Origin of the sequence: Microbacterium sp. PAMC22086, from assembly GCF_019443525.1 — a bacterium.
In the GTDB taxonomy this organism is placed as follows: domain Bacteria; phylum Actinomycetota; class Actinomycetes; order Actinomycetales; family Microbacteriaceae; genus Microbacterium; species Microbacterium maritypicum.
The window spans coordinates 766,130-785,096 of record NZ_CP080380.1 but is presented as its reverse complement, the minus strand read 5'-3'; the positions used below and the strand labels follow the sequence as shown (position 1 = coordinate 785,096).

The following is an 18,967-nucleotide window of genomic DNA, read 5'->3' as shown; positions in this document are numbered from 1 at the left end:
ATCTCGCCTACCCGGAGGTGGGATTCTGGCCGGCCGCGTTCGCCGCGACCGGGCTGCTGCTTCTCGCCCTGATCGGCCGGAGCGTGTGGGGGGCGGTGGCGGTCGGGCGGTGTTCGGGTTGCTGTTCTTCGGGCTGCTGGTGTCCTGGACGACCCGGTATCTCGGGCCGGTGCCGTGGGCGGCACTGACCGTGGTGGAAGGGACCCTGACCGCGGTCGGGATCATCCCGCTGGCACTCGCCTACCGGTGGGTGCCGCGCGCCGCCCCCGGCCCGGTCGGACGCCTGCTCCTGCTGCCGGGCCTGGTGGCCGCGTTGTGGACGGGCCGGGAGGTGCTGCTGGGCGCCTGGCCGTACGGGGGGCTGCCGTGGGCGCGGCTCGGGATCACCCAAGCCGACAGCCCCCTCGTTCAGACGGTGTCCTGGGTCGGGGTGAGCGGGCTCACCTTCCTGATGGTCTTCACCGTCGCCGCCGCGATCGAAGCCATCCGGACCGGCCGGTGGCGTCGCCCGTTCCCCGCCGCCGTACCCGCCGTCACCACCCTGATGCTGGTCCTGGTCCCGGCGTTTCCCACCACACCGGCCGGGACGATGCGGGTCGGGGCGGTGCAAGGCAACGGCCCGTCCGGGTACTTCGACCAGCGCACCGTGGGGGCGATCGCCCGGGCGCAGGGGGACGCGACCGGCCCGGTGCTCGACGCGGATGTGGATCTGGTGGTGTGGCCGGAAGGGCTGGATGCTGACCCGTTCCAGACCCCGTGGCTGGCCGAGTATCTCACCGGCATCAGCACCCGGGCAGGTGCCCCGCTGCTAGCGAACGCGGCCACCACGGCGGGCGGCAACATCTACAACACGTCGTTCCTGTGGGACCCGGCCACCACCGGTGCCACGCCGCAGCGGGAGCAGGTGCAGACGCACGCGAAACGCCACCCGGTGCCGTTCGGCGAGTACGTGCCCGACCGGGCGTTCTACACCCTGCTCGCCCCCGACCTGGTCGGGCTGCTGCAACGCGACTACGCGCACGGCACGGACGTGCCGCTGGTCACCGTCGGCGGTGTGCCGGTGGGGTTGGCGATCTGCTTCGACGTGATCTACGACGAGGTCATCGCCGAGAGCGTCACCGCCGGTGCGGAGCTGCTGGTGTTCCAGACCAACAACGCCGACTTCCGCGGCACGGACGAGAACCTGCAGCAGCTCGCGGTCGCCCGGATCCGCGCGGTAGAGACCGGCCGTACCGTGGTGAACGTCTCCACCGTCGGCACCAGCCAGATCATCCGCCCCGACGGCAGCACCCTCACCGGTCTGCCCGCCGGACAGGCCGGGGCGCTGATCGCCGACACCGACCTGCGCACCGGCATCACCCCCGCCGTCCTCATCGGGCAAGGCGTCTCCGCTGTCACCTTGTGGGGTGGGCTGGGTGGTCTCGCCCTCACCGGCGCGATCGCCTGGCGGCGGCGCACCCCTGCTGTGGCCTGACTAGGCATGCCCGCCAGACAACCCGGGGTTATCCTGCGGGTGGGAGGACGAGGCGGCGGATCTCCGCAGCGATCAGATCTGGTTCTGTGGCGGGGATGTAGTGGCCGGAGCGGGCAGCGACCACGTGCCGGCCCTGCCGGGACTGTGCGGCCCGATACCGCCCGGCGGCGGTCGCGGCATCCCGGACCCGTCGCGGCATCCCGTCCGCGAGACTGCCGGAGATGACGGTGACCGGGACATCGGGCAGCGCCGGCGGGTCGCCCTGCCAGGCGTGCAGCTCGGTGAGGAAGGTGCGCGCTTGCCGACCCTGGGTGACCACCACCGCGGGCCGGAACGCCTCCCGGTGAAGATCGGCCCGCACATCCTCGGGCATCCCCTCCCCGAGGAACCGGAAGAACCGCTCCAGCATCCCCACCCGGGCCAGCACCCACTCCACGGCGATCACGATCTTCTCCCCGACCCGGAACCGCATACCGAACAGGAGGTCCGCTGCCTCATCGGTCGGATCCACCAGCACCAGCCCGGCCACCCGGTCCGGGCGGCGGGACGCGGCCAGCCGCACCATCGGGCCGCCCGCGGAATGCCCCACCTGCACGAACCCGCTGCTCGGCTCGAGGCCGTCCAGCAGATCGTTCAGGTCGTCGGCCATCCGGTCCAGGGTGCGCCCTGCACTATCCGGGACGGACCGACCCAGCCCCGCCCGGTCATACACCACGGCCCGCGTGAACGCGGCGACCCGGGTCTGCACCGACGCCCAGGTGGAGCGGGTCGCCGCCGATCCCGCCTCGAACACCACCTTCGGCACCCGGGGCCCCGGCGGGGCCCGGCAGCACCATCGCATAAGGGGCGCGCCCGCCACGGGTGCGCACCCACACCGGCTCCCCCTGCGTGTGCACACGCTCCCCCGCCATGACCCGCCCTACCGGTCCGTGCCCTGGCGGGAGGCGCCGGTCGCGGCGCGGTGGGCCTTCTCCCGCAGGGCCAGCAGGGCGAGGGTGTCGTCCTTGATCTGGGTGCGGCCGAGGATGCCCCAGTGCGCGCTCAGGTGGTCTTCGAGGTAGCGCAGCACCCGGGCGAACGGGACGGTGTGCCACGGCGCCCCCGCCCCGGGCGGGGAGGTGGGGTTGCCGAACACGACCGTGCGGATCGTGCGCCCTTCCGGCGCCACCGTCCGTCCCGTTTCCAGCAGTTCGGCGACCAGCCGGGCGGCATCGGTCGGGGCGCAGCACCCGAACCGGGTGAACGCGGCTTCCAGCACGGCCGGGTCCCGCATCGCCGGGTTGGGGTGCGGGCGGCCTTCCTTGACCTCGCCGACGATCATGTCCGCTCCGCCCCCGGCACCCAGGGCCGGGTCCAGCGGTGCGTCGACGGTCCCGGACGCTCCCGGTGCGCGGTGCAGCCGTACGGCGAGGATGTCCAGGTCGGTGATGGTGCGGGGACCGCCGGGACCGGTGGCGTCCAGCACGGGGTATTCGGCGACGGTGAAGTAGCCGTTGACCCGCAGGTACGCCTGCACCAGCCCGACCGCCGTGTCCACCCTCTATCTCCGACCGGGTTATCTGGCCGGTCAGGCGGCGTGCGCGTAGCGGGCCGGGTCGGCGTCGAACAGCGGCCCGCACTCGGCGCAGCAGAACCAGTACCGGCTGCCCTGGTAGTCGCGGAACAGGCCGCGCTGCTCGGCCCAGGCCGGGTCGACCTGGTTGCCGGGCATCACCGGACAGGTCACCAGGTTCGTCGCCCCCGCCGGCGGCTCGTGATGGTGATGCTCGTGCGCACCATGCTCGTGTCCTCCATGGTCGTGCCCGTGCGTGTGGTCGTGCCCGGAGTGGTCGTGGTCGTGGGACATGGTGTGTCTCCTTCTCGAGCGATGGTTAGGCCTGGACGGGCGCGGGCTCTCGGGTGGCGGGGGCGCCGGCACGGGTCGGGGTGGGCAGGGGGCGGAAGCGGCGCAGGCGGAGGCTGTTGGTGACGACGAACACGCTGCTGAACGCCATTGCCGCGGCGGCGAGGATGGGGTTGAGCAGGGCGAGCATCGCGACCGGGATCGCGGCGACGTTGTACGCGAACGCCCAGAACAGGTTCCCCTTGATCGTGCCCAGGGTGCGGCGGGCCAGCCGGATCGCGTCCGGGACCAGCATCAGGTCGCCGGAGACGATGGTCAGGTCCGCGGCGGTGATGGCCGCGTCGGTGCCGGTGCCCATCGCGATCCCGAGGTCGGCGGCGGCGAGGGCTGCGGCGTCGTTGACGCCGTCGCCGACCATCGCGACCACCCGGCCCGCGGCCTGCAGGTCGCGGATGGTGTCGAGCTTGCCCTGCGGGGTGACCCCGGCGCGGACGTCCTCGATCCCGGCCTGGTTGGCGATCGCGCGGGCGGCGCCGGGGTTGTCGCCGGTGAGCAGGATCGGGGTCAACCCGAGCTCCCGGAGCCGTGCGACCGCCTCACGGCTGGTGGGTTTGATGGTGTCGGCGACGCTGATCGCCCCGCGCACCTGCCCGTCCCACGCCACCACCGTCACCGTCGCCCCCGCCGCCTCGTCCGCCGCGATGGTCGCGGCGAGCTCGGCGGGGATGGGGAGCGCCCATTGGGTGGTGATCCAGGAGGCGCGGCCGGCGGCGACCAGGCGGCCGTCGACGATGCCCTGCACGCCTTGACCGGCCTCGGCGGCGAATGACTCCACGGCATCCGCCGGGCCGTCGGCTGCGGCGGTGATGGCGCGGCCGATGGGGTGCTCGGAGCCGTGCTCGAGCGCCGCGGCGAACCGGATCAGCTCCGCCTCATCGGTGCCGGGAGCGGGGTGGATGCCGGTGACGGTCATGGTGCCGGCGGTGATGGTGCCGGTCTTGTCGAGCACGACGGTGTCGATGCGGCGGGTCTGCTCGAGCACCTGGGGTCCGCGGATGAGGATGCCCAGCTGGGCGCCGCGGCCGGTGCCGACCAGCAGAGCGGTCGGCGTCGCCAGCCCCAGCGCGCACGGGCAGGCGATGATCAGGGTGGTCACCGCGGCGGTGAAGGCGACCTCCAAGGGCGCCCCCGCGATCAGCCACCCGGCGAACGCGGCCAGGGCGAGGACGATGACGATGGGGACGAAGACGGCCGACACCCGGTCGGCGAGGCGCTGCACCTGGGCCTTGCCGGTCTGCGCCTCCTCGACCAGCCGCGCCATCCGGGCCAGCTCGGTGTCGGCGCCGACGCGGGTGATCTGCACGAGCAGGCGCCCGCCGGTGTTCACAGTCGCGCCGACCACGCGGGAGCCGGGGGCGACTTCGACCGGCACGGACTCGCCGGTCAGCATCGACTCGTCCACCGCGGACATTCCCTCGGTGACGAGGCCGTCGGCGGGGATCTTCTCACCCGGCCGCACCACCACGACATCACCCGGAACGAGCTGTGCGACGGGGACGCGCTGCTCAGTGCCTTCGCGGAGGATCACTGCGTCCTTGGCGCCGAGCTCCAGCAGGGCGCGCAGGGCCTCGCCGGACTGCCGCTTGGCACGAACCTCGAGGTAGCGGCCGAGGAGGATGAACACGGTCACCAGCGCGGCGACCTCCAGGTACACCTCGTGGCCACCGGCCTGCGGGGTGCCGACGAAGGTGACGCTCATCCGCATTCCCGGCATCCCCGCACCGCCGAAGAACAGCGCGTACAGCGACCAGCCGAACGCGGCCAGCACCCCGACGCTGATCAGAGTGTCCATCGTCGCCGCCCCGTGCCGGGCATTGATCGCCGCGGCGCGGTGGAACGGCCACGCCCCCCACACCACCACCGGCGCGGCCAGGGTGAGCGTGAGCCACTGCCAGTAGGTGAACTGCAGGGCGGGGATCATCGACAGCACCGCGACCGGCACCGCCAGCACCGCCGAGACGATCAGCCGCTGCCGCAGCGACGCCAGCTCATCGTCCCGCGGGATGGTCTGCTCAGCCGTGTCGGGCACAGGCGGGGCTGGGAGGCTCGCTCCGTACCCCGCCTGCTCGACCGCCGCGATCAGCTCCTCCACCGGCACCGGGGCCTCCGAGTGCACGCGGGCCTTCTCGGTGGCGAAGTTGACCGTCGCCTCCACCCCGGGCAGCTTGTTCAGCTTCCGCTCGACCCGCGTCGCGCACGACGCGCAGGTCATCCCGGTGATGTCGAGATCGACGTCCAGCGTGCTCATGAGGCTGCGGCGAGGCTGTACCCGGCCTCCTCCACCGCCGCCCGCACCCGCTCCGCATCCACCGGCGTCGCGCTGGACACCGTCACCGTGGACACGCCACCGGCGTGCAGATCGACCGCGACGTCGGAGACACCGTCGATCGCGGAGACCTCCTCGGTGACGCTACGCACGCAGTGCGCGCAGGTCATCCCCTCCACCAGGAACTGCGCCGACACGGTCTCACCCGCCGCCGTCTGCTGCGCCGGCGCGCCGGTGTCGGTGGCTGCCGTGGCGTGGGAGGTGGGGCTGCAACAGGCGCAGCCACCGCCGGTGCTGGTCGCCTGCAGGCCGAGGTCCTGGAATCCCTGTCCGGTCATGATGTGCTCCCTTCAAGAGCGTTGAACGATGTGAGTGGGGACGACGTTAGGAGCGCACGAGGCGCGCGATCGCGGCGTTCGCCTCGCGGAGCTTCTCCTCCGCGAGCGGGCCGCCTTCGGCGGTCGCCTGCGCGACGCAATGCGCGAGGTGGTCTTCCAGCAGCGACAGCGCGACGGACTCCAGCGCCTTCGTCGCCGCCGACACCTGGGTCAGCACGTCGATGCAGTACACGTCCTCGTCGATCATCCGCGCGATCCCGCGCACCTGACCCTCCGCGCGGCTCAGCCGCGCCAGCAGCGCCGGCTTGTTGTCCACATACCCGTGTGCCATCTCGCACCTCCACCCACAATCTACCATACCCTGTAGGGGTACAGGGTGTAGGGTGAGGTCATGACCGGCATCCAGGAGCCGCGGCCCGCACAGACCACCCGTTGGCACGTCGTGACGGGCGGTCCCAGCTCGGGCAAGACCACCACGGTCAACCTGCTGCGGGGCCGCGGGTACACGACCACAATCGAGCACGCCCGCCACTACATCGACCTGCAACGGATCACCGGGCGCAGCACCGCGGAGGTGCGGGCACGGCAGAGCGAGTTCCAGCGCGCCGTCGTCGACATGCAGATCGAGCAGGAACGCTCCCTCGACCCGCAACAGACCGTGTTCCTGGACCGTGCTCTGCCGGACTCGCTCGCCTACTACCGCTTCCTCGGCCTCGCCCCCGGCACCGCCCTGCTGGGCGCGCTGGCCGGCGCCCGGTACGCGACGGTGTTCCTGCTTGACCTGCTCCCGCTGGCGTCCGACTACGCGCGCACCGAGGACCCCGCCGCGCAGCGGCGCATCCACGACCTGCTCGGGCTGGTGTACCAGGAGCTGGGCTTTCCCGTCGTCACCGTCCCCGCACTCGCCCCCGACGCGCGCGTCGACTTCATCCTCGAACGAGCATCGGCCGGCACTCCAGCCGAGAGGGGCGTGAGCTGATGGGCGCGGGGAGTAGCCGGTACCGGCAGATCGGGGCCGTGCTGCGCCGGCACGGACTCGGCGTCCTGGCCGGCGTGCTGGGCCTGGGCGGCTTGGTGCCGTTCCACCGCGGCGCCCTCGGACACGCCCGGCAGGAGGACCCCTACACGAACCCCGAGCATGTGCGGGTCGCGTTGGAGGAGCTCGGGCCGACGTTCGTGAAACTGGGCCAGATCCTCTCCACCCGGCACGATCTGCTCCCCGCGGCATGGGTCGCCGAGTTCGCCAAACTGCAGGACGACGTCGCCGCGGCACCGTGGGAGGGCATTCGGGACGTGCTCCGTGAAGAGCTCGGCGCCGACCCAGAGCACGTGTTCGCCCAGTTCGACCCGGTGCCGCTGGCGGCGGCGTCCATCGGGCAGGCGTACGCGGCAACTCTTCACGACGGCACCGAGGTCGTCGTGAAGGTGCGCCGGCCCGGCGTGGTCGCGCAGGTGCATGAAGACCTGGACATTCTCCGCAACCTCGCCGACCGCGCCGACCGGCGCTGGGATGCCATCCGGCAGTACGACCTGCCCGGGCTGGTGGAGGAGTTCTCCCGCACGCTGCGTGCCGAGCTGGACTACCTGCAGGAGGCCCGCAACGCCGAACGGTTCGCGCAGGAGTTCGCCCACGCGGCGCGGGTGCGGATTCCCCGCGTGCACGGGGAGACCACGACCTCGCGCGTGCTGACCCTGGAGCGGATGAGCGGGGTGCGGATCGACGACCTGGAGGGCCTGGACGCCGCCGGCATCGACCGGGTCGCACTCGCGCGGCTGGGTGCCGACATCGTGCTCACGATGGTGTTCGACAACCGGTTCTTCCATGCCGACCCCCATCCCGGGAACATGTTCGTGCAGCCCGACGGCGCGCTCGCGCTGATCGACTTCGGGATGGTCGGGGAGCTCACCGAACAGACCACGGACGGCCTCGCCGGCATCGTGCTCGCCTTCACCCGCGACGACCCGGACACCCTCACCACCGCCCTGATAGAACTCTCCCGGACCGCCGACGTCGTCGACCGGGCAGGGCTGCGGCAGGCGATCACCGCGTTCACGGCCCGCTACCGGGGCCGTTCGCTGTCGGAGATCAGCCTCGCAATCATGCTCCAGCAGCTGCTCGGCATCCTGCAGCAGCACCAGCTGCACCTTCCGCAGGAGACGGCGCTGCTGTTCAAAGTGCTGATGATGGCCGAAGGGACCGCGGCGCGGCTGGATCCGGACTTCCAGGTGCTCGACGCCCTGCAGCCCTACGCTGAGCAGCTCACCCGCGCCCAGCTGTCCCTGCCGGCTCTGGCCCGGCGATGGGCGCGCGCGGGAGCCGACACCGGGGCACTGCTCACCGAGCTGCCCGCCACCCTGAGCCGGCTCCGGCATCTCCTCGAAGACGGCGGGTTCGAGGTGCACCTGCGCGCGACGGAGCTGGAACCTCTCGTCGGGCGCGCCGAACGCGTCGGCAACCGTGTCGTCGCGGGAATGATCGCCGCCGCGCTGATCAGCGGGATCGGCACCCTCGTCGGCGGGAACACGAAATGGCGCTCCCGGGAAGGCGTCCTGATCGGCGCCGGGACCGGCACGATCGGCGCCCTCGGCAGCTATCTGCTGTGGACGCTGCGGCGCCGCCGACCCCGCCCCTGACCCGCGCACGGCTCAAGAACACCACGAAAGGAGACGAAGATGGACAGGATCAGAGTCGGCGTCAACGGGTACGGAGTGATCGGCAAGAGGGTCGCCGACGCCGTCCACGCCCAACCCGACATGCACCTGGTGGGCGTCGCGGACATCGTCACCGACTGGCGAATACAATCCGCCGTCCCGCGGCTGCCCGTATTCGCCGCCACCCCCGACGCGCACAGCGGCATGGTGGACACCGGCATCCGCCCCGAGGGAACCCTCGACGATCTCCTCGCGCAGAGCGACGTGATCGTCGATACGACCCCCAAGCACGTCGCCGCCGGAAACCTGCCCCGCTACCAGGCGGCGGGAGTAAAGGTGATCGTGCAGGGCGGGGAAGCGCACTCGACCACCGGGCACTCCTTCGTCGCCCAGGCCAACTACGCCACCGCGCTCGGCCGGGACCTGACCCGGGTGGTGTCCTGCAACACCACCAGCATCGTCCGCGTCCTCGGCGCGCTCGAAAACGCCGGGCTGCTGCTGCGCGCCCGCGGGGTTACTGGTAGGGCCGAATGTCGCAGGGTGCACTATTCATCCTGGGATTAGTTCAGTCAACACTGTATGATCAGTGCATGCTGACCATTGCTCCACGTCTCGACGTCATGAACCGGCTCGGCCGGGCCATGGCGGACCCGACGCGCTCCCGGATACTGATGACCCTGCTCGACGGCCCCAGCTACCCGGCGGTGCTCTCGCGTGAGCTGGAGCTGACCCGCTCGAACGTCTCGAACCACCTGACCTGCCTGCGCGACTGCGGCATCGTGGTCGCCGAGCCGGAAGGGCGGCAGACGCGCTACGAGATCGCGGACCCGCACCTCGCGGCGGCGCTGACCGCGCTGGTGGACGTGACGCTCGCGGTGGACGAGCACGCGCCCTGCATGGACGCTTCGTGCACGGTGCCGGGCTGCTGCGGGACGGGAGCGGGCGCGTGAGCGCGGCGTGCGGCTGCGAGCACGACGAGCCTGAGACCGCAGTCGGCGAAGAGGCCGAGGAGGCGGAGCGCCCCTGGTGGCGGGACCGCGGGATCATGGTCCCGGTCTTCTCCGGTGTGGCGTTCCTCACCGGTCTGGCGCTGGAGTGGTCCGGGATGGAGATCCCTGCGCTGGTGCTGTTCTGGATCGGCCTGCTGCTGGGCGCGTCGACGTTCACGCCGGGCGCGATCCGGAACCTCTTCAAGGGCAAGCTCGGCATCGGGCTGCTGATGACCATCAGCGCGGTCGGCGCGGTGATCCTCGGCTACGTCGAGGAGGCCGCAGCGCTGGCATTCCTGTACTCGATCGCCGAGGCGCTGGAGGACAAGGCGATGGACCGTGCCCGCGGCGGGCTGCGGGCACTGCTCAAGCTCGTCCCGGAGACCGCCACCATCCGCCGCGACGGCGTCTCGGTCGAGGTCGCCGCGAAGGATCTGGCTGTCGGGCAGCTGATGTTGGTGCGGCCGGGTGAGCGGATCGCGACCGACGGCGTCGTCCGCACGGGACGTTCCAGCCTGGACACGTCCGCGATCACCGGGGAGTCGATCCCGGTCGAGGTCGAACCCGGCGATGCCGTCTCCGCCGGCGCAATCAACACCGCCGGGGCACTGGAGGTCGAAACGACCGCGGCAGGCACCGACAACTCACTGACCACGATCGTCGACCTCGTGGAGAAGGCTCAGGCGGAGAAGGGCGACCGCGCCCGCCTCGCCGACCGCATCGCCCGCCCTCTCGTCCCGGGCGTGCTGATCCTCGCCGCCCTGGTCGCGATCATCGGCTCGCTGCTCGACGACCCGGAGCTGTGGATCACCCGCGCCCTGGTCGTGCTGGTCGCGGCATCGCCCTGCGCACTGGCGATCTCCGTGCCGCTGACCGTGGTCGCGGCGATCGGCTCGGCGAGCAAGTTCGGCGTGATCATCAAGTCCGGTGCCGCGTTCGAGCGGTTCGGCGTGATCCGCCACGTCGCCGTCGACAAGACCGGCACCCTCACCCGCAACGAGCCCGCCGTCACCGCCGTCCTCACCGTGGACGGTGTGAGCGAGGCGGAGGCGCTGGCGTGGGCGGCCGCTCTGGAGCAGCACAGCACCCACCCCCTCGCCGCCGCGATCACCGCCGCAGCGCCGGATGCCCCTGCGGCGGAGGGCGTGACCGAGCAGGCCGGGCACGGCATCGAGGGCGAGCTCGCCGGCGCGCGGATCACCGTCGGCAGCCCGCGCTGGCTCGACGCCGGGACCCTCGGCGACCGGGTCGCGGGGCTGGAGGAGCAGGGCATGACAGTCGTGATCGTCCACCGCGGCGGCGTCCCGGTCGCCGCGATCGGCGTCCGCGACGAGCTGCGCCCCGAGGTCCCTGAAGTGGTCCGCACCCTCGCGACCCAGGGCATCGGGGTGACCATGCTCACCGGCGACAACGCCCGCACCGCCCGCGCCCTCGCTGCGCATGCAGGGATCGATGACGTCCGCGCCGAGCTGCGCCCCGAAGACAAGGCCGCCGCGATCGCAGAGCTCGGTGCGAAGGGGCCGGTCGCGATGATCGGCGACGGCATCAACGACGCCCCTGCGCTGGCCGCCGCGGACATCGGGATCGCGATGGGCGCGACGGGCTCCGACGCCGCGATCGAGTCGGCCGACGTGGCCTTCACCGGTCACGATCTGCGGCTTCTCCCGCGCGCGTTCGCCCATGCCCGTCGGGGGCGGCACATCATCAACCAGAACATCATCCTGTCGCTGCTGATCATCACCGCCCTGCTCCCGCTCGCCCTCTTTGGCGTCCTGGGGCTTGCGGCGGTGGTGCTGGTGCACGAGATCGCCGAGGTGATCGTGATCCTCAACGGCCTGCGCGCCGCGTCGACGCGGAAGGCAAGCACGTGACCGCGCAGGACGTCGCCGCCGCGTGACGGCTTGATCCGGGACCATGCGGATGACCTTTAGATTTCACATCAGAGTTCGCGCGCGTTGATCGGCGACTTGCCTGCTGGCTAGGGGCCTATCGGGCGGGCCGTATGCCGGGGTCTAATGGCCATGATCATTTGGTTCCGGTTTCCCTTCGCCTCGGGTCTGTCTTCGTTATGGTCGGGCGAAGGGGCGGGCAGCAGTCGGGGTCGTTTTCGCGGCGGTGTCGCCTGGCACGCGCTGTCATCACGATGCTTGCAACCACCGCGAGGATCAGGAGTGCGGCACCGCCCGTGATCACCCACGGGTTGCGGAGGAGGGTGCCGATCCCTGTGATCGTGCCTCCGACGACGAGAAGTGGAAGGAGGGCGCAGCAGCCGACCACGAGCAGTGCGGCGACGGCCCCAAGGAGCAGGCCACGGCCGCCTCGCTGGTCGTCCTGGTTGGGAGGCATTGGTGTTCTGTCCTCTCGTGGTGCCGTCTCAGCAGCAGGTCTCGGGACCGCAGCAGCTTCCAGACAGTTCGTCGGCACCGGTCCGGGGGCGCTCGAGCATCTCGGTGATCAGGGTGCTGCCAACCTCGAAGGCATCGGCGACCGTGAGGATTTGGGCCATCGGGTGTTCCGTGAGCCATCCGGCGGCGTCCTCGCGGGAAGCGAAGTAGTGGACCTGGTTGCAGAACGAGGAGCGAATCGAGTGCATGGCCTCGGGGCTGACCAAGGACACCACCGCGGTCGCCGGTTCCACGCTAGTGACACCGGCGGTCGAGTCGACGGTGACGCGGATCGTGTCGCCGCTGGCCGGGGAGATCGATTCGACCCGGGCGGGCCGATCGAGGAGCGGGCGAGGCTCCAGTTTCTGATGGGGTGGATCCGCTGTCTGGCGCGCGGTCAGGCGCAGCAGGACAGCATCGACACATCGGTGGTGAAGGCCTTGGCTACGATCCGGATGCCTTCGGCCGTGGTCAGGTACGGGGCCCACGCGTCGGCGACCTCGGTGATGGTCTTGCCGAGGATGTGGACACCTGCGGCGGCGAGTTCGCCGGCGTCCTTGGCGACCGCGGTCAGGCCGAGGATCTCGCCGGTGTCCGCGTTGGCGACCATCTTGATGAACCCGCGGGTGTCCCGGTTCACCAGCGCGCGGGGCACGTACTCCAGTGGCAGGACACGGCAGTCGCAGCGGATCCCGGCCGCGATGACCTCCTTCTCGGTCATCCCGACCGCGCCGACGGCAGGGCTCGTGAATGTGACCCGCGGCATCCGCGTGTAGTCGACCGACGTGCTGGCGTCAGTGAAGGCGTTCTCGGCGACCAACGTGCCGTGCCGGGCTGCGACGTAGACGAACTCGGGGTGCCCGGTGACATCCCCAGCCGCCCAGACGCGAGGGTTGGAGGACTGCAACTGGTCGGTGACCACGACCTCTCCGGCCGCGCCGGTCTTCACTTGCACGGTCTCGAGGTTGAGCCCGTCGGTGACCGGGGCGCGGCCGAGCGCGACGAGGATCTCGTCGGCACGGAACTCCTGCACGCCGCCCGAGACCTCGGCCGCGGCGACGATCTGGCCGGTGCCCGGGTCGCGGGTGACGCGGGTGGGGATGGCGCGGCGGACCACTCGGATGCCCTCGTCGGCGAAGATTTCCTGCAACGCCTTGGAGACTTCCGTCTCCTCCTTCGACGCCAGCCGGGACCTCACCAGCAGAGTCACCTTCGAGCCGAGCCGGGCGAACAACTGTGCCATCTCCAGCGCCACATAGCCCCCGCCGAGCACCAGCAGCGAGTCAGGCACCTCGGACAGCTCCATCGCCGACGTCGAGGTGAGAAAGTCGACGCCGTCCAGCCCCTCGATGGCAGGAGCCCACGGGCGGGAGCCTGTGGCGATGAGGTAGTGGGCGGCCTCGATGGTTTCGACGGTGCCGTCCGCGGCGGTGACCTCGAGGACCGACGCATCCGGCGTGCCGGCGAACGCCGCCTCGCCCTGGCGGACCGGCCAGCCGTAGGCTTCTGCCACGTCGATGTACTTCTCACTCCGCATCGCCTCGACCAGGTCCTGCTTGCCACCCACCAGCCCGTGCATGTCTACCGGGCCAGCGGTGGCGGCGATCCCCGGGAACCGGGAGCCCGCATCCGCGGCCACGTGGCGGGCCTCGGCGGCCGCGAGCAGCGCCTTGGACGGAACGCACCCCGTGTTCACGCACGTGCCGCCCAACGTGCCGCGCTCGATCATCACCACCGACTTTCCCAGTGTGGTGGCGCGGATCGCCGCGGCGAATGCCGCGCCACCCGACCCAATCACGGCCAGATCAAACCTCGATGGCATCCTTATTCCTCCCTGGACATCTTGGAACATCCCGCTGATACACTCATCATGAACCTTCCACCACAGGGGAAGGTCAAGCACGAAATTTGCGACCAGCGAAAAGGGGGCGGGGAATGCGGATCGGAGAGCTCGCCGACGCGGCCGGCACCACGGCGAAGACGTTGCGGTTCTACGAGGACCAGGGGCTCCTGCCGCCGGCCGGGCGCACGCCCAGCGGCTACCGCAACTACACCGCCGAGACCATCGCCCGAATCGACTTCATCCACCGCGGCCAAGCCGCTGGACTCACCCTCGCCCAGATCCAGCAGATCCTCCACATCCGCGACCACGGCCAAGCGCCCTGCAGCCACGTCCGCGACCTCCTCGACGCACGCCTCACCGATATCGACCAGCAGCTCAGGCAGCTCCACGACCTGCGCGACACCCTCGCCGGGCTCCGCGACCAGGCCGAGCACGTCGAGCCCGACACGTGCAGCTCGGATCAGGTCTGCCGCTATCTGTAGCCAAGCCCGGGGGTCTGTCCGATAATTCAGGCAGTCCCACTGGAGGCGCAAGCGTAGCGGGAGGCCATTGGTGCTCAGGTCGAGGTTGAGCGCAGCGCGGGATAGTCGGACCATTCGCCCCCGGAGAGGCGTGCCCAGGCGGCAGCTGATGACGCCGTGATGCCGAGCAGGTCGGACACGATTCGAGGATGCAGTTGTCGGGTGAGGTCCATCAGCGCGGTGACACGAGCGCTGCCGGCGAGGAGTCCTTCTTGACGGAGTCGACGGCTGAGCGGCCCGGGGGTGATCGGTCGGCCCGGGTTCCTGCCCGGGAAGAGCCAAGTGTCGGAGCGGTTGCCGTCGAGCAGCTGGACCATTGCTTCGGCGAGGACTTCGGGCAGCTCGATCGGTTCAGTTCCGACCGTCAGCGTCATGGGGCGCGCGGTCGTATCGACTTGTGCGCGGGTGATCGCTGCGATGCGGGTCAGGTGGAGCCCGTAGAACAGGACGAGCAATCCGCTGACTCGCGTCACGGGATCCATGTCGTCTCGCGTGATGAACGCGCGTGCCATCGTCCACCGATGGTCGGCGGCGTAGTCGCGCCCTTCGAGGCGATGGCTGCGGAACTCGACCCGGAGGCGGCTCAGGCGGTGCCGTCGCAGCCACCGGGTGAACGGCGCGAGGGCATCCCGTTGTGAGGGCGAACCGGTGAGGAAGCCGTCGAGAGATCGCTGCGGGTATGTCGTCAGCGTTTCGCCGCTCGCGCGGATCTGCTGCAGGAGGGCCGCGCACCGCTTCAGCGCCGCACGCACCTTCTGATAGGTGGAGCCGGATCGGACGGCCGTAGCTGGTCTGCCCCTGAGTGATCTGCCCGACGGCAGCAGCTCCCAGGTGCAGTACCGCCGTAGGAGGAGCCGGTCCTCGGGATGGGGGACGGTCGGAAGCCACCGTTGGAACCAGTGCTCGAACCTCGCCGCTTGGATGTCGAAATCGGGCAGCACGCCTGAGCGGATGAGGAGCGAGAGCAGGAATGCCACGGACTGGCCGGCGTGCGCTCTGGTCATGATCGCGTCCGCGGTGAGGGGCAGCGTGCCATCGGCGAGCTCACGGAGGACGACCGCACAGCGGCTCTTGTACAGCCACCGCTCGAGGGAGATCGCACTGCCGTGGTGCGTCACCAGATACTCCGCGAGCGGGTGCAGCTCGGGGCGGATCTCTCCGCTGTCGTCAGCAAGCAGTTGCTGGATGGCGATAGGTCGCCGGCACTCTACGCATAGCCGGTGCTTGCGCACCTCTTCGATCGTCCCGCATCCCGGGCATGCCATCGTCACGGGAGCTCCTGCGCACTCGGCGCAGACCTTGTGCCCATTCATGAAGCCAGTGAGGAACACCTTCCGCCCGCACTCCGGGCACGGCTGGGGGCGTCGCATCGCGTAGTAGCAGCGGGCGCAGACCCGTCGGCCGTCCAGGTGCGTCGCTACGCGGCCCGGCTCCCCGCAGAGCTCGCACATCTTGACCGGCGCGGTGTAGCACGCGAGACAGACGAGCGCGGGGCGACGGACGATAATCGTGGCGTTCTGCCCGCATCGCGAGCAGTCGCCGAACGACCGCGGATCGGCTCGCCAGCAGTCCCGGCAGAACCGTTGCCCATCGACGGTGCGCTGCACGGGCTGAACTCGTCCGCATCTGGCACACGCGACCGATCGGGCATTCCGTTCACAGCGCGAGCAGTGGCGACCGCCGGTCTGCGTCTTGTGAGGCATCCGAACGGCACGTCCACAGGAATCGCATGTAGGCAAGACGACCCGCCCGGCACCCTCGTTCACGAGAGCGTGGGCCAGATCCTGCACCGTCACCGGTACGTTCCGGTGTCGCCCTTCGAGGACTCCAGGTTGTTTGAGGAGTGCGAGTTCGAGACGCCGTTGGGTGAGCGGCACGGGTGCGACTTCAGCCACGATCTCAACAAGGCGCTCCACCGGGATCTCCGGCGCGATCGCGTGGACGAGCCCGGCGACCTCAGCAACCCTGGGCTCCTGCGGAGGCTTCGCCACCGCGGCCTACTTCGAGCGCGGGCGACGGATCGTGGCCCGCACGGGCCGCAGATCGCCGATCGCACCCCGCGTCGCCTCTTCACCCACCGCGACCGGGGCCGCAGCCTCCCGGCGGGTGACCTGCACGAGGTCGTCGAGCGAGCACTCCAACGCGTCGCACAGCGCGGCGAGCACGTCGATGCGAACCCGCTGCGGTGCTTGCGTCACCAGTCGGTACACCTGTTCCCGGGACAGGTCGACGCCCCGCTCCTCGAGCAACGGCTTCAGCTTGGAGGTCTGGAAGATCCCGCGCGAGGCCATCACGCTGCGGAGGCTCCATGCGGTCTCGAGCTCAACGGTCATCTGCTTCTCCTTCGATGAGGGCCTTCAATGCGTCCGCGAGTACCCGGTTCTTGAAGTCCGAGCTGACGGAGGCGTAGATCGAGGTCGTCGAAGCATGCATGTGCCCGACCTGCTCCTGGACGAATCGGTCGGCGTAGCCGAACTCGAGCAGGTGCGTCACGTACGAATGCCGGAGGCTGTGCAGAGTCAGGGCCTTTGACAAGCCGGCCTCGTCCCGCAGCTCCGCGAACCGCCGGTCGAGATAGCCGGCCGACAGTCGGGTGCGGCGTTCCGTCACCCACAGCGCGTCAAGACGGTATCCACGCCACCCGCGCAATTGTCGACGGCGGGCTGCGGAGCCGCGTGATCGTACTCACGACGTTCGACTTGGACGAGTACGCCTTCGGGGCACTCCGCGCGGGGGCGAGTGCGTTCCTCGTCAAAACTGCGACACACCAAGAACTCGTGGACGCCGTACGCGTCGTCGCTCGAGGCGATGCCATCGTGACGCCCCGCATCACACGGCAGCTCATCGACGCCTACACCGGCCGCGACCAGCCCGTCCCGGGCGGACAGGGCCTCTCGGTTCTGTCCCCCCGAGAACGCGACGTTTTCAACGCGATCGCGCTCGGCCTCTCCAACGGCGAGATCAGCCAGGCACTGCATCTCTCACCCGCAACGGTGAAGACGCATATCAACCGAATCTTCGCCAAGCTCGGCGTCCGCGACCGCGTGCAGGCTGTGATTCTTGCCCACCAGCTCGGGTAGACCATCGGTGGTCAAGCGAACTGATGCGCGAACGCGACGGGGCTGAGCCCTAGACGCCGCGGTGCCGAAGTGAGACACTTCTCTGTTCTACTTCGGGAGGTCACCATGGGCGACGATGAACCGGCGGTCGATTGGGAAGGCGTCATCCGCGAGATGATCACGCGTGCGACCGAGGCGGCGCCCACCGAACCGGGCGTCTACAAGATGCCGTGCGGTGAGTGTGTGGTCGATTTCTTCATCACCGCTGAGGGCGAGGAACGCTGGCTCGTCGCCGGGGACGACCGCTCCTACACTCGTGAGACCGTCGCGATCGCCCGTCACGGAGACCACCCCTGGGAGCGTCTCTACACGCTCGCTGACGCGGCAAGGGAAGTGGCGCGAGTCGCCGCCGCGAACGGCGGCGACATCGACCGAGTACTCGAGGAGCTGGTCGAAGCAATCGACGACCGCGAGGTCGAGCGGGTGGTGCGTGAGCGGGATGGCATGAGCGGTGAACCGCTCGAGGATGTGGCGGCGCGCTTCGGCGTCGACGTCGATGAGCTGTAGAAGCAGCCTCGACTGCGAGCGTGGAGAGCAGCTGTGAGCGAGTATCCGTGGTTCGACTTCGACCAGGTCGACTTCGTCACCTCGGACCAGCATTTCGGTCACGCACGCATCAGCGAACTCGCCGAGCGTCCGTTCGCGACCGTGGAAGAGATGAATGCGGAGCTTGCGCGACGATGGAACGATGTGGTGGGCCCGGACGACGTTGTGCTTCATCTCGGTGATCTCGCGCTCGGGCCGATCGAGGAATCCGTCGGGCTGACCGCGCACCTGAACGGGCGACGGTTCCTCGTGCCCGGCAACCATGATCGGGTCTCGCCGGCGACACAGTCAAGGCGCGCGATCGAACGGTTCACGCCGGTGTACGAGGCGGCCGGGTGGAGCATCCTCCCCGAGGTCATTGAGGGCACACGCCACGGGTACCGGATTCTGGCATCCCACTACCCCTACAGCGGCGACTCGCACGGCACCGACCGGCACACGACCCACCGCCCACGCAGCGACGGTGGCGTCCCGCTGCTGCACGGTCACACGCATGCCCGCGATCACGGCCCGCACGGGCACGAGTTCCACGTCGGCGTCGACGCGCACGACTTCACGCCCATCCGCTTCACCCTCGTCGACGAATGGATCCGCAGCCTCCCGGGCATCGAGACGCGCCTGCAGGCCGCGACCCGGGAAGCGCGCACGGTCCTCGCCGGCGTCATCGACGGTGAAACACCGGGCTCAGACGCGCTGTTCTACATGCAGGGTTACAACGAGCTCGTCATCGTTCTTGAGGAGCTTCTCGACGCGCTCCCTCCCGAAGAGCCGAACGGGTAGCCGGGAACAGGTCGCGGTTCGCGTTGGGGCCGGATCGGAGGGTGCGGGTCTCGGTCCGGTATCGCACCCATCCTTGCCTGCGCCAATGCACCATCACGAGGTTCCGGACTGCCCGTGACGACCACGCCTCCTCATGGTCGGCGTAGTCGGGA

General features: G+C 70.1%; 20 protein-coding genes and 1 pseudogene. 10 read left to right on the top strand and 11 right to left on the bottom strand.

The window, feature by feature from the left end; translation table 11 throughout:
- Positions 1-109 precede the first annotated feature (109 nt).
- Positions 110-1,474, top strand: coding sequence for an apolipoprotein N-acyltransferase (lnt, locus tag KY497_RS03795; protein WP_258185857.1), 1,365 nt, complete (start codon positions 110-112; stop codon positions 1,472-1,474).
- A 28-nt stretch (positions 1,475-1,502) separates the two neighbouring features.
- On the opposite strand, the gene KY497_RS03790 is transcribed toward lnt, so the two are convergent.
- The 6 genes from KY497_RS03790 to KY497_RS03765 all read right to left on the bottom strand — a co-directional run bounded on the left by KY497_RS03790 (position 1,503) and on the right by KY497_RS03765 (position 6,312).
- Positions 1,503-2,279: an alpha/beta fold hydrolase gene (locus KY497_RS03790; protein WP_258185856.1), complete on the bottom strand. Its 777-nt coding sequence runs from the start codon at positions 2,277-2,279 to the stop codon at positions 1,503-1,505.
- A 114-nt stretch (positions 2,280-2,393) separates the two neighbouring features.
- On the bottom strand, positions 2,394-3,011 hold the full coding sequence (locus KY497_RS03785; RefSeq protein WP_135948657.1) for a hypothetical protein: 618 nt from the start codon (positions 3,009-3,011) through the stop codon (positions 2,394-2,396).
- Between the two features lie 30 nt (positions 3,012-3,041).
- A complete protein-coding gene (locus KY497_RS03780; RefSeq protein WP_005049577.1) occupies positions 3,042-3,320 on the bottom strand; it encodes a YHS domain-containing protein in 279 nt (92 codons plus the stop codon).
- A 25-nt stretch (positions 3,321-3,345) separates the two neighbouring features.
- Positions 3,346-5,625 (bottom strand): cation-translocating P-type ATPase, encoded by a 2,280-nt coding sequence (locus KY497_RS03775; protein ID WP_219869853.1) that lies wholly within the window; start codon positions 5,623-5,625, stop codon positions 3,346-3,348.
- Positions 5,622-5,981: a heavy-metal-associated domain-containing protein gene (locus KY497_RS03770; protein WP_051498747.1), complete on the bottom strand. Its 360-nt coding sequence runs from the start codon at positions 5,979-5,981 to the stop codon at positions 5,622-5,624. Before KY497_RS03770 ends, KY497_RS03775 begins: the two co-directional genes overlap by 4 nt.
- A 46-nt stretch (positions 5,982-6,027) precedes the next feature.
- The gene (locus tag KY497_RS03765) at positions 6,028-6,312 is read right to left on the bottom strand and encodes a metal-sensitive transcriptional regulator (RefSeq protein ID WP_005049572.1); all 285 of its coding nucleotides are present in this window, start codon (positions 6,310-6,312) and stop codon (positions 6,028-6,030) included.
- 60 nt (positions 6,313-6,372) lie between these two features.
- Here KY497_RS03765 and KY497_RS03760 point away from each other — a divergent pair, with 60 nt between their 5' ends.
- From KY497_RS03760 to KY497_RS03740, 5 genes and pseudogenes are all read left to right on the top strand, one after another.
- Entirely contained in the window at positions 6,373-6,960 is a 588-nt protein-coding gene (locus tag KY497_RS03760) for an AAA family ATPase (RefSeq protein WP_036286077.1), read from the top strand.
- Positions 6,960-8,615, top strand: coding sequence for an AarF/ABC1/UbiB kinase family protein (locus KY497_RS03755; protein ID WP_219869852.1), 1,656 nt, complete (start codon positions 6,960-6,962; stop codon positions 8,613-8,615). Before KY497_RS03760 ends, KY497_RS03755 begins: the two co-directional genes overlap by 1 nt.
- A 39-nt stretch (positions 8,616-8,654) precedes the next feature.
- Positions 8,655-9,146, top strand: a pseudogene (locus KY497_RS03750) (type II glyceraldehyde-3-phosphate dehydrogenase); the annotation flags it as partial.
- A 77-nt stretch (positions 9,147-9,223) separates the two neighbouring features.
- The gene (locus tag KY497_RS03745; RefSeq protein ID WP_060960787.1) at positions 9,224-9,583 is read left to right on the top strand and encodes a helix-turn-helix transcriptional regulator; all 360 of its coding nucleotides are present in this window, start codon (positions 9,224-9,226) and stop codon (positions 9,581-9,583) included.
- The gene (locus KY497_RS03740) at positions 9,580-11,493 is read left to right on the top strand and encodes a cation-translocating P-type ATPase (protein WP_219869851.1); all 1,914 of its coding nucleotides are present in this window, start codon (positions 9,580-9,582) and stop codon (positions 11,491-11,493) included. The genes KY497_RS03745 and KY497_RS03740 overlap by 4 nt, the downstream gene beginning before the upstream one ends.
- A gap of 503 nt (positions 11,494-11,996) precedes the next feature.
- On the opposite strand, the gene merB is transcribed toward KY497_RS03740, so the two are convergent.
- On the bottom strand, positions 11,997-12,494 hold the full coding sequence (gene merB / locus KY497_RS03735) for an organomercurial lyase (RefSeq protein ID WP_025104814.1): 498 nt from the start codon (positions 12,492-12,494) through the stop codon (positions 11,997-11,999).
- Entirely contained in the window at positions 12,404-13,828 is a 1,425-nt protein-coding gene (gene merA / locus KY497_RS03730; protein ID WP_151487470.1) for a mercury(II) reductase, read from the bottom strand. The genes merB and merA overlap by 91 nt, the downstream gene beginning before the upstream one ends.
- 113 nt (positions 13,829-13,941) lie before the next feature.
- Between merA and KY497_RS03725 the strand changes: the two genes are divergently transcribed.
- Complete coding sequence (locus tag KY497_RS03725; RefSeq protein ID WP_017828519.1) at positions 13,942-14,331, top strand: heavy metal-responsive transcriptional regulator; 390 nt, start codon at positions 13,942-13,944, stop codon at positions 14,329-14,331.
- Between the two features lie 74 nt (positions 14,332-14,405).
- Here the strand turns inward: KY497_RS03725 and KY497_RS03720 are convergent, their stop codons facing one another.
- The 3 genes from KY497_RS03720 to KY497_RS03710 form a co-directional block, all read right to left on the bottom strand.
- Complete coding sequence (locus tag KY497_RS03720; protein ID WP_223849007.1) at positions 14,406-15,635, bottom strand: hypothetical protein; 1,230 nt, start codon at positions 15,633-15,635, stop codon at positions 14,406-14,408.
- A 732-nt stretch (positions 15,636-16,367) separates the two neighbouring features.
- Entirely contained in the window at positions 16,368-16,703 is a 336-nt protein-coding gene (locus KY497_RS03715; RefSeq protein WP_060960789.1) for a helix-turn-helix transcriptional regulator, read from the bottom strand.
- A complete protein-coding gene (locus KY497_RS03710) occupies positions 16,693-16,980 on the bottom strand; it encodes a tyrosine-type recombinase/integrase (RefSeq protein ID WP_051498748.1) in 288 nt (95 codons plus the stop codon). Before KY497_RS03710 ends, KY497_RS03715 begins: the two co-directional genes overlap by 11 nt.
- Positions 16,981-17,147: 167 nt before the next feature.
- Between KY497_RS03710 and KY497_RS03705 the strand changes: the two genes are divergently transcribed.
- From KY497_RS03705 to KY497_RS03695, 3 genes are all read left to right on the top strand, one after another.
- Entirely contained in the window at positions 17,148-17,450 is a 303-nt protein-coding gene (locus tag KY497_RS03705; protein ID WP_219869850.1) for a response regulator transcription factor, read from the top strand.
- Between the two features lie 105 nt (positions 17,451-17,555).
- Positions 17,556-17,996, top strand: a complete 441-nt coding sequence (locus KY497_RS03700) for a zinc ABC transporter ATPase (protein ID WP_151487469.1) — start codon at positions 17,556-17,558, stop codon at positions 17,994-17,996.
- A gap of 33 nt (positions 17,997-18,029) precedes the next feature.
- On the top strand, positions 18,030-18,815 hold the full coding sequence (locus KY497_RS03695) for a hypothetical protein (RefSeq protein WP_061683262.1): 786 nt from the start codon (positions 18,030-18,032) through the stop codon (positions 18,813-18,815).
- Positions 18,816-18,967 lie beyond the last annotated feature (152 nt).

Coding starts and splice junctions, on each gene's coding strand:
- KY497_RS03725 (WP_017828519.1), top strand. CDS start 13,942: ATGCGGATCGGAGAGCTCGCCGACGCGGCCGGCACCACGGCGAAGACG.
- KY497_RS03770 (WP_051498747.1), bottom strand. CDS start 5,981: ATGACCGGACAGGGATTCCAGGACCTCGGCCTGCAGGCGACCAGCACC.
- KY497_RS03765 (WP_005049572.1), bottom strand. CDS start 6,312: ATGGCACACGGGTATGTGGACAACAAGCCGGCGCTGCTGGCGCGGCTG.
- KY497_RS03775 (WP_219869853.1), bottom strand. CDS start 5,625: ATGAGCACGCTGGACGTCGATCTCGACATCACCGGGATGACCTGCGCG.
- KY497_RS03780 (WP_005049577.1), bottom strand. CDS start 3,320: ATGTCCCACGACCACGACCACTCCGGGCACGACCACACGCACGGGCAC.
- KY497_RS03715 (WP_060960789.1), bottom strand. CDS start 16,703: ATGACCGTTGAGCTCGAGACCGCATGGAGCCTCCGCAGCGTGATGGCC.
- KY497_RS03700 (WP_151487469.1), top strand. CDS start 17,556: ATGGGCGACGATGAACCGGCGGTCGATTGGGAAGGCGTCATCCGCGAG.
- KY497_RS03755 (WP_219869852.1), top strand. CDS start 6,960: ATGGGCGCGGGGAGTAGCCGGTACCGGCAGATCGGGGCCGTGCTGCGC.
- merA (WP_151487470.1), bottom strand. CDS start 13,828: ATGCCATCGAGGTTTGATCTGGCCGTGATTGGGTCGGGTGGCGCGGCA.
- KY497_RS03720 (WP_223849007.1), bottom strand. CDS start 15,635: ATGGCATGCCCGGGATGCGGGACGATCGAAGAGGTGCGCAAGCACCGG.
- KY497_RS03760 (WP_036286077.1), top strand. CDS start 6,373: ATGACCGGCATCCAGGAGCCGCGGCCCGCACAGACCACCCGTTGGCAC.
- KY497_RS03745 (WP_060960787.1), top strand. CDS start 9,224: ATGCTGACCATTGCTCCACGTCTCGACGTCATGAACCGGCTCGGCCGG.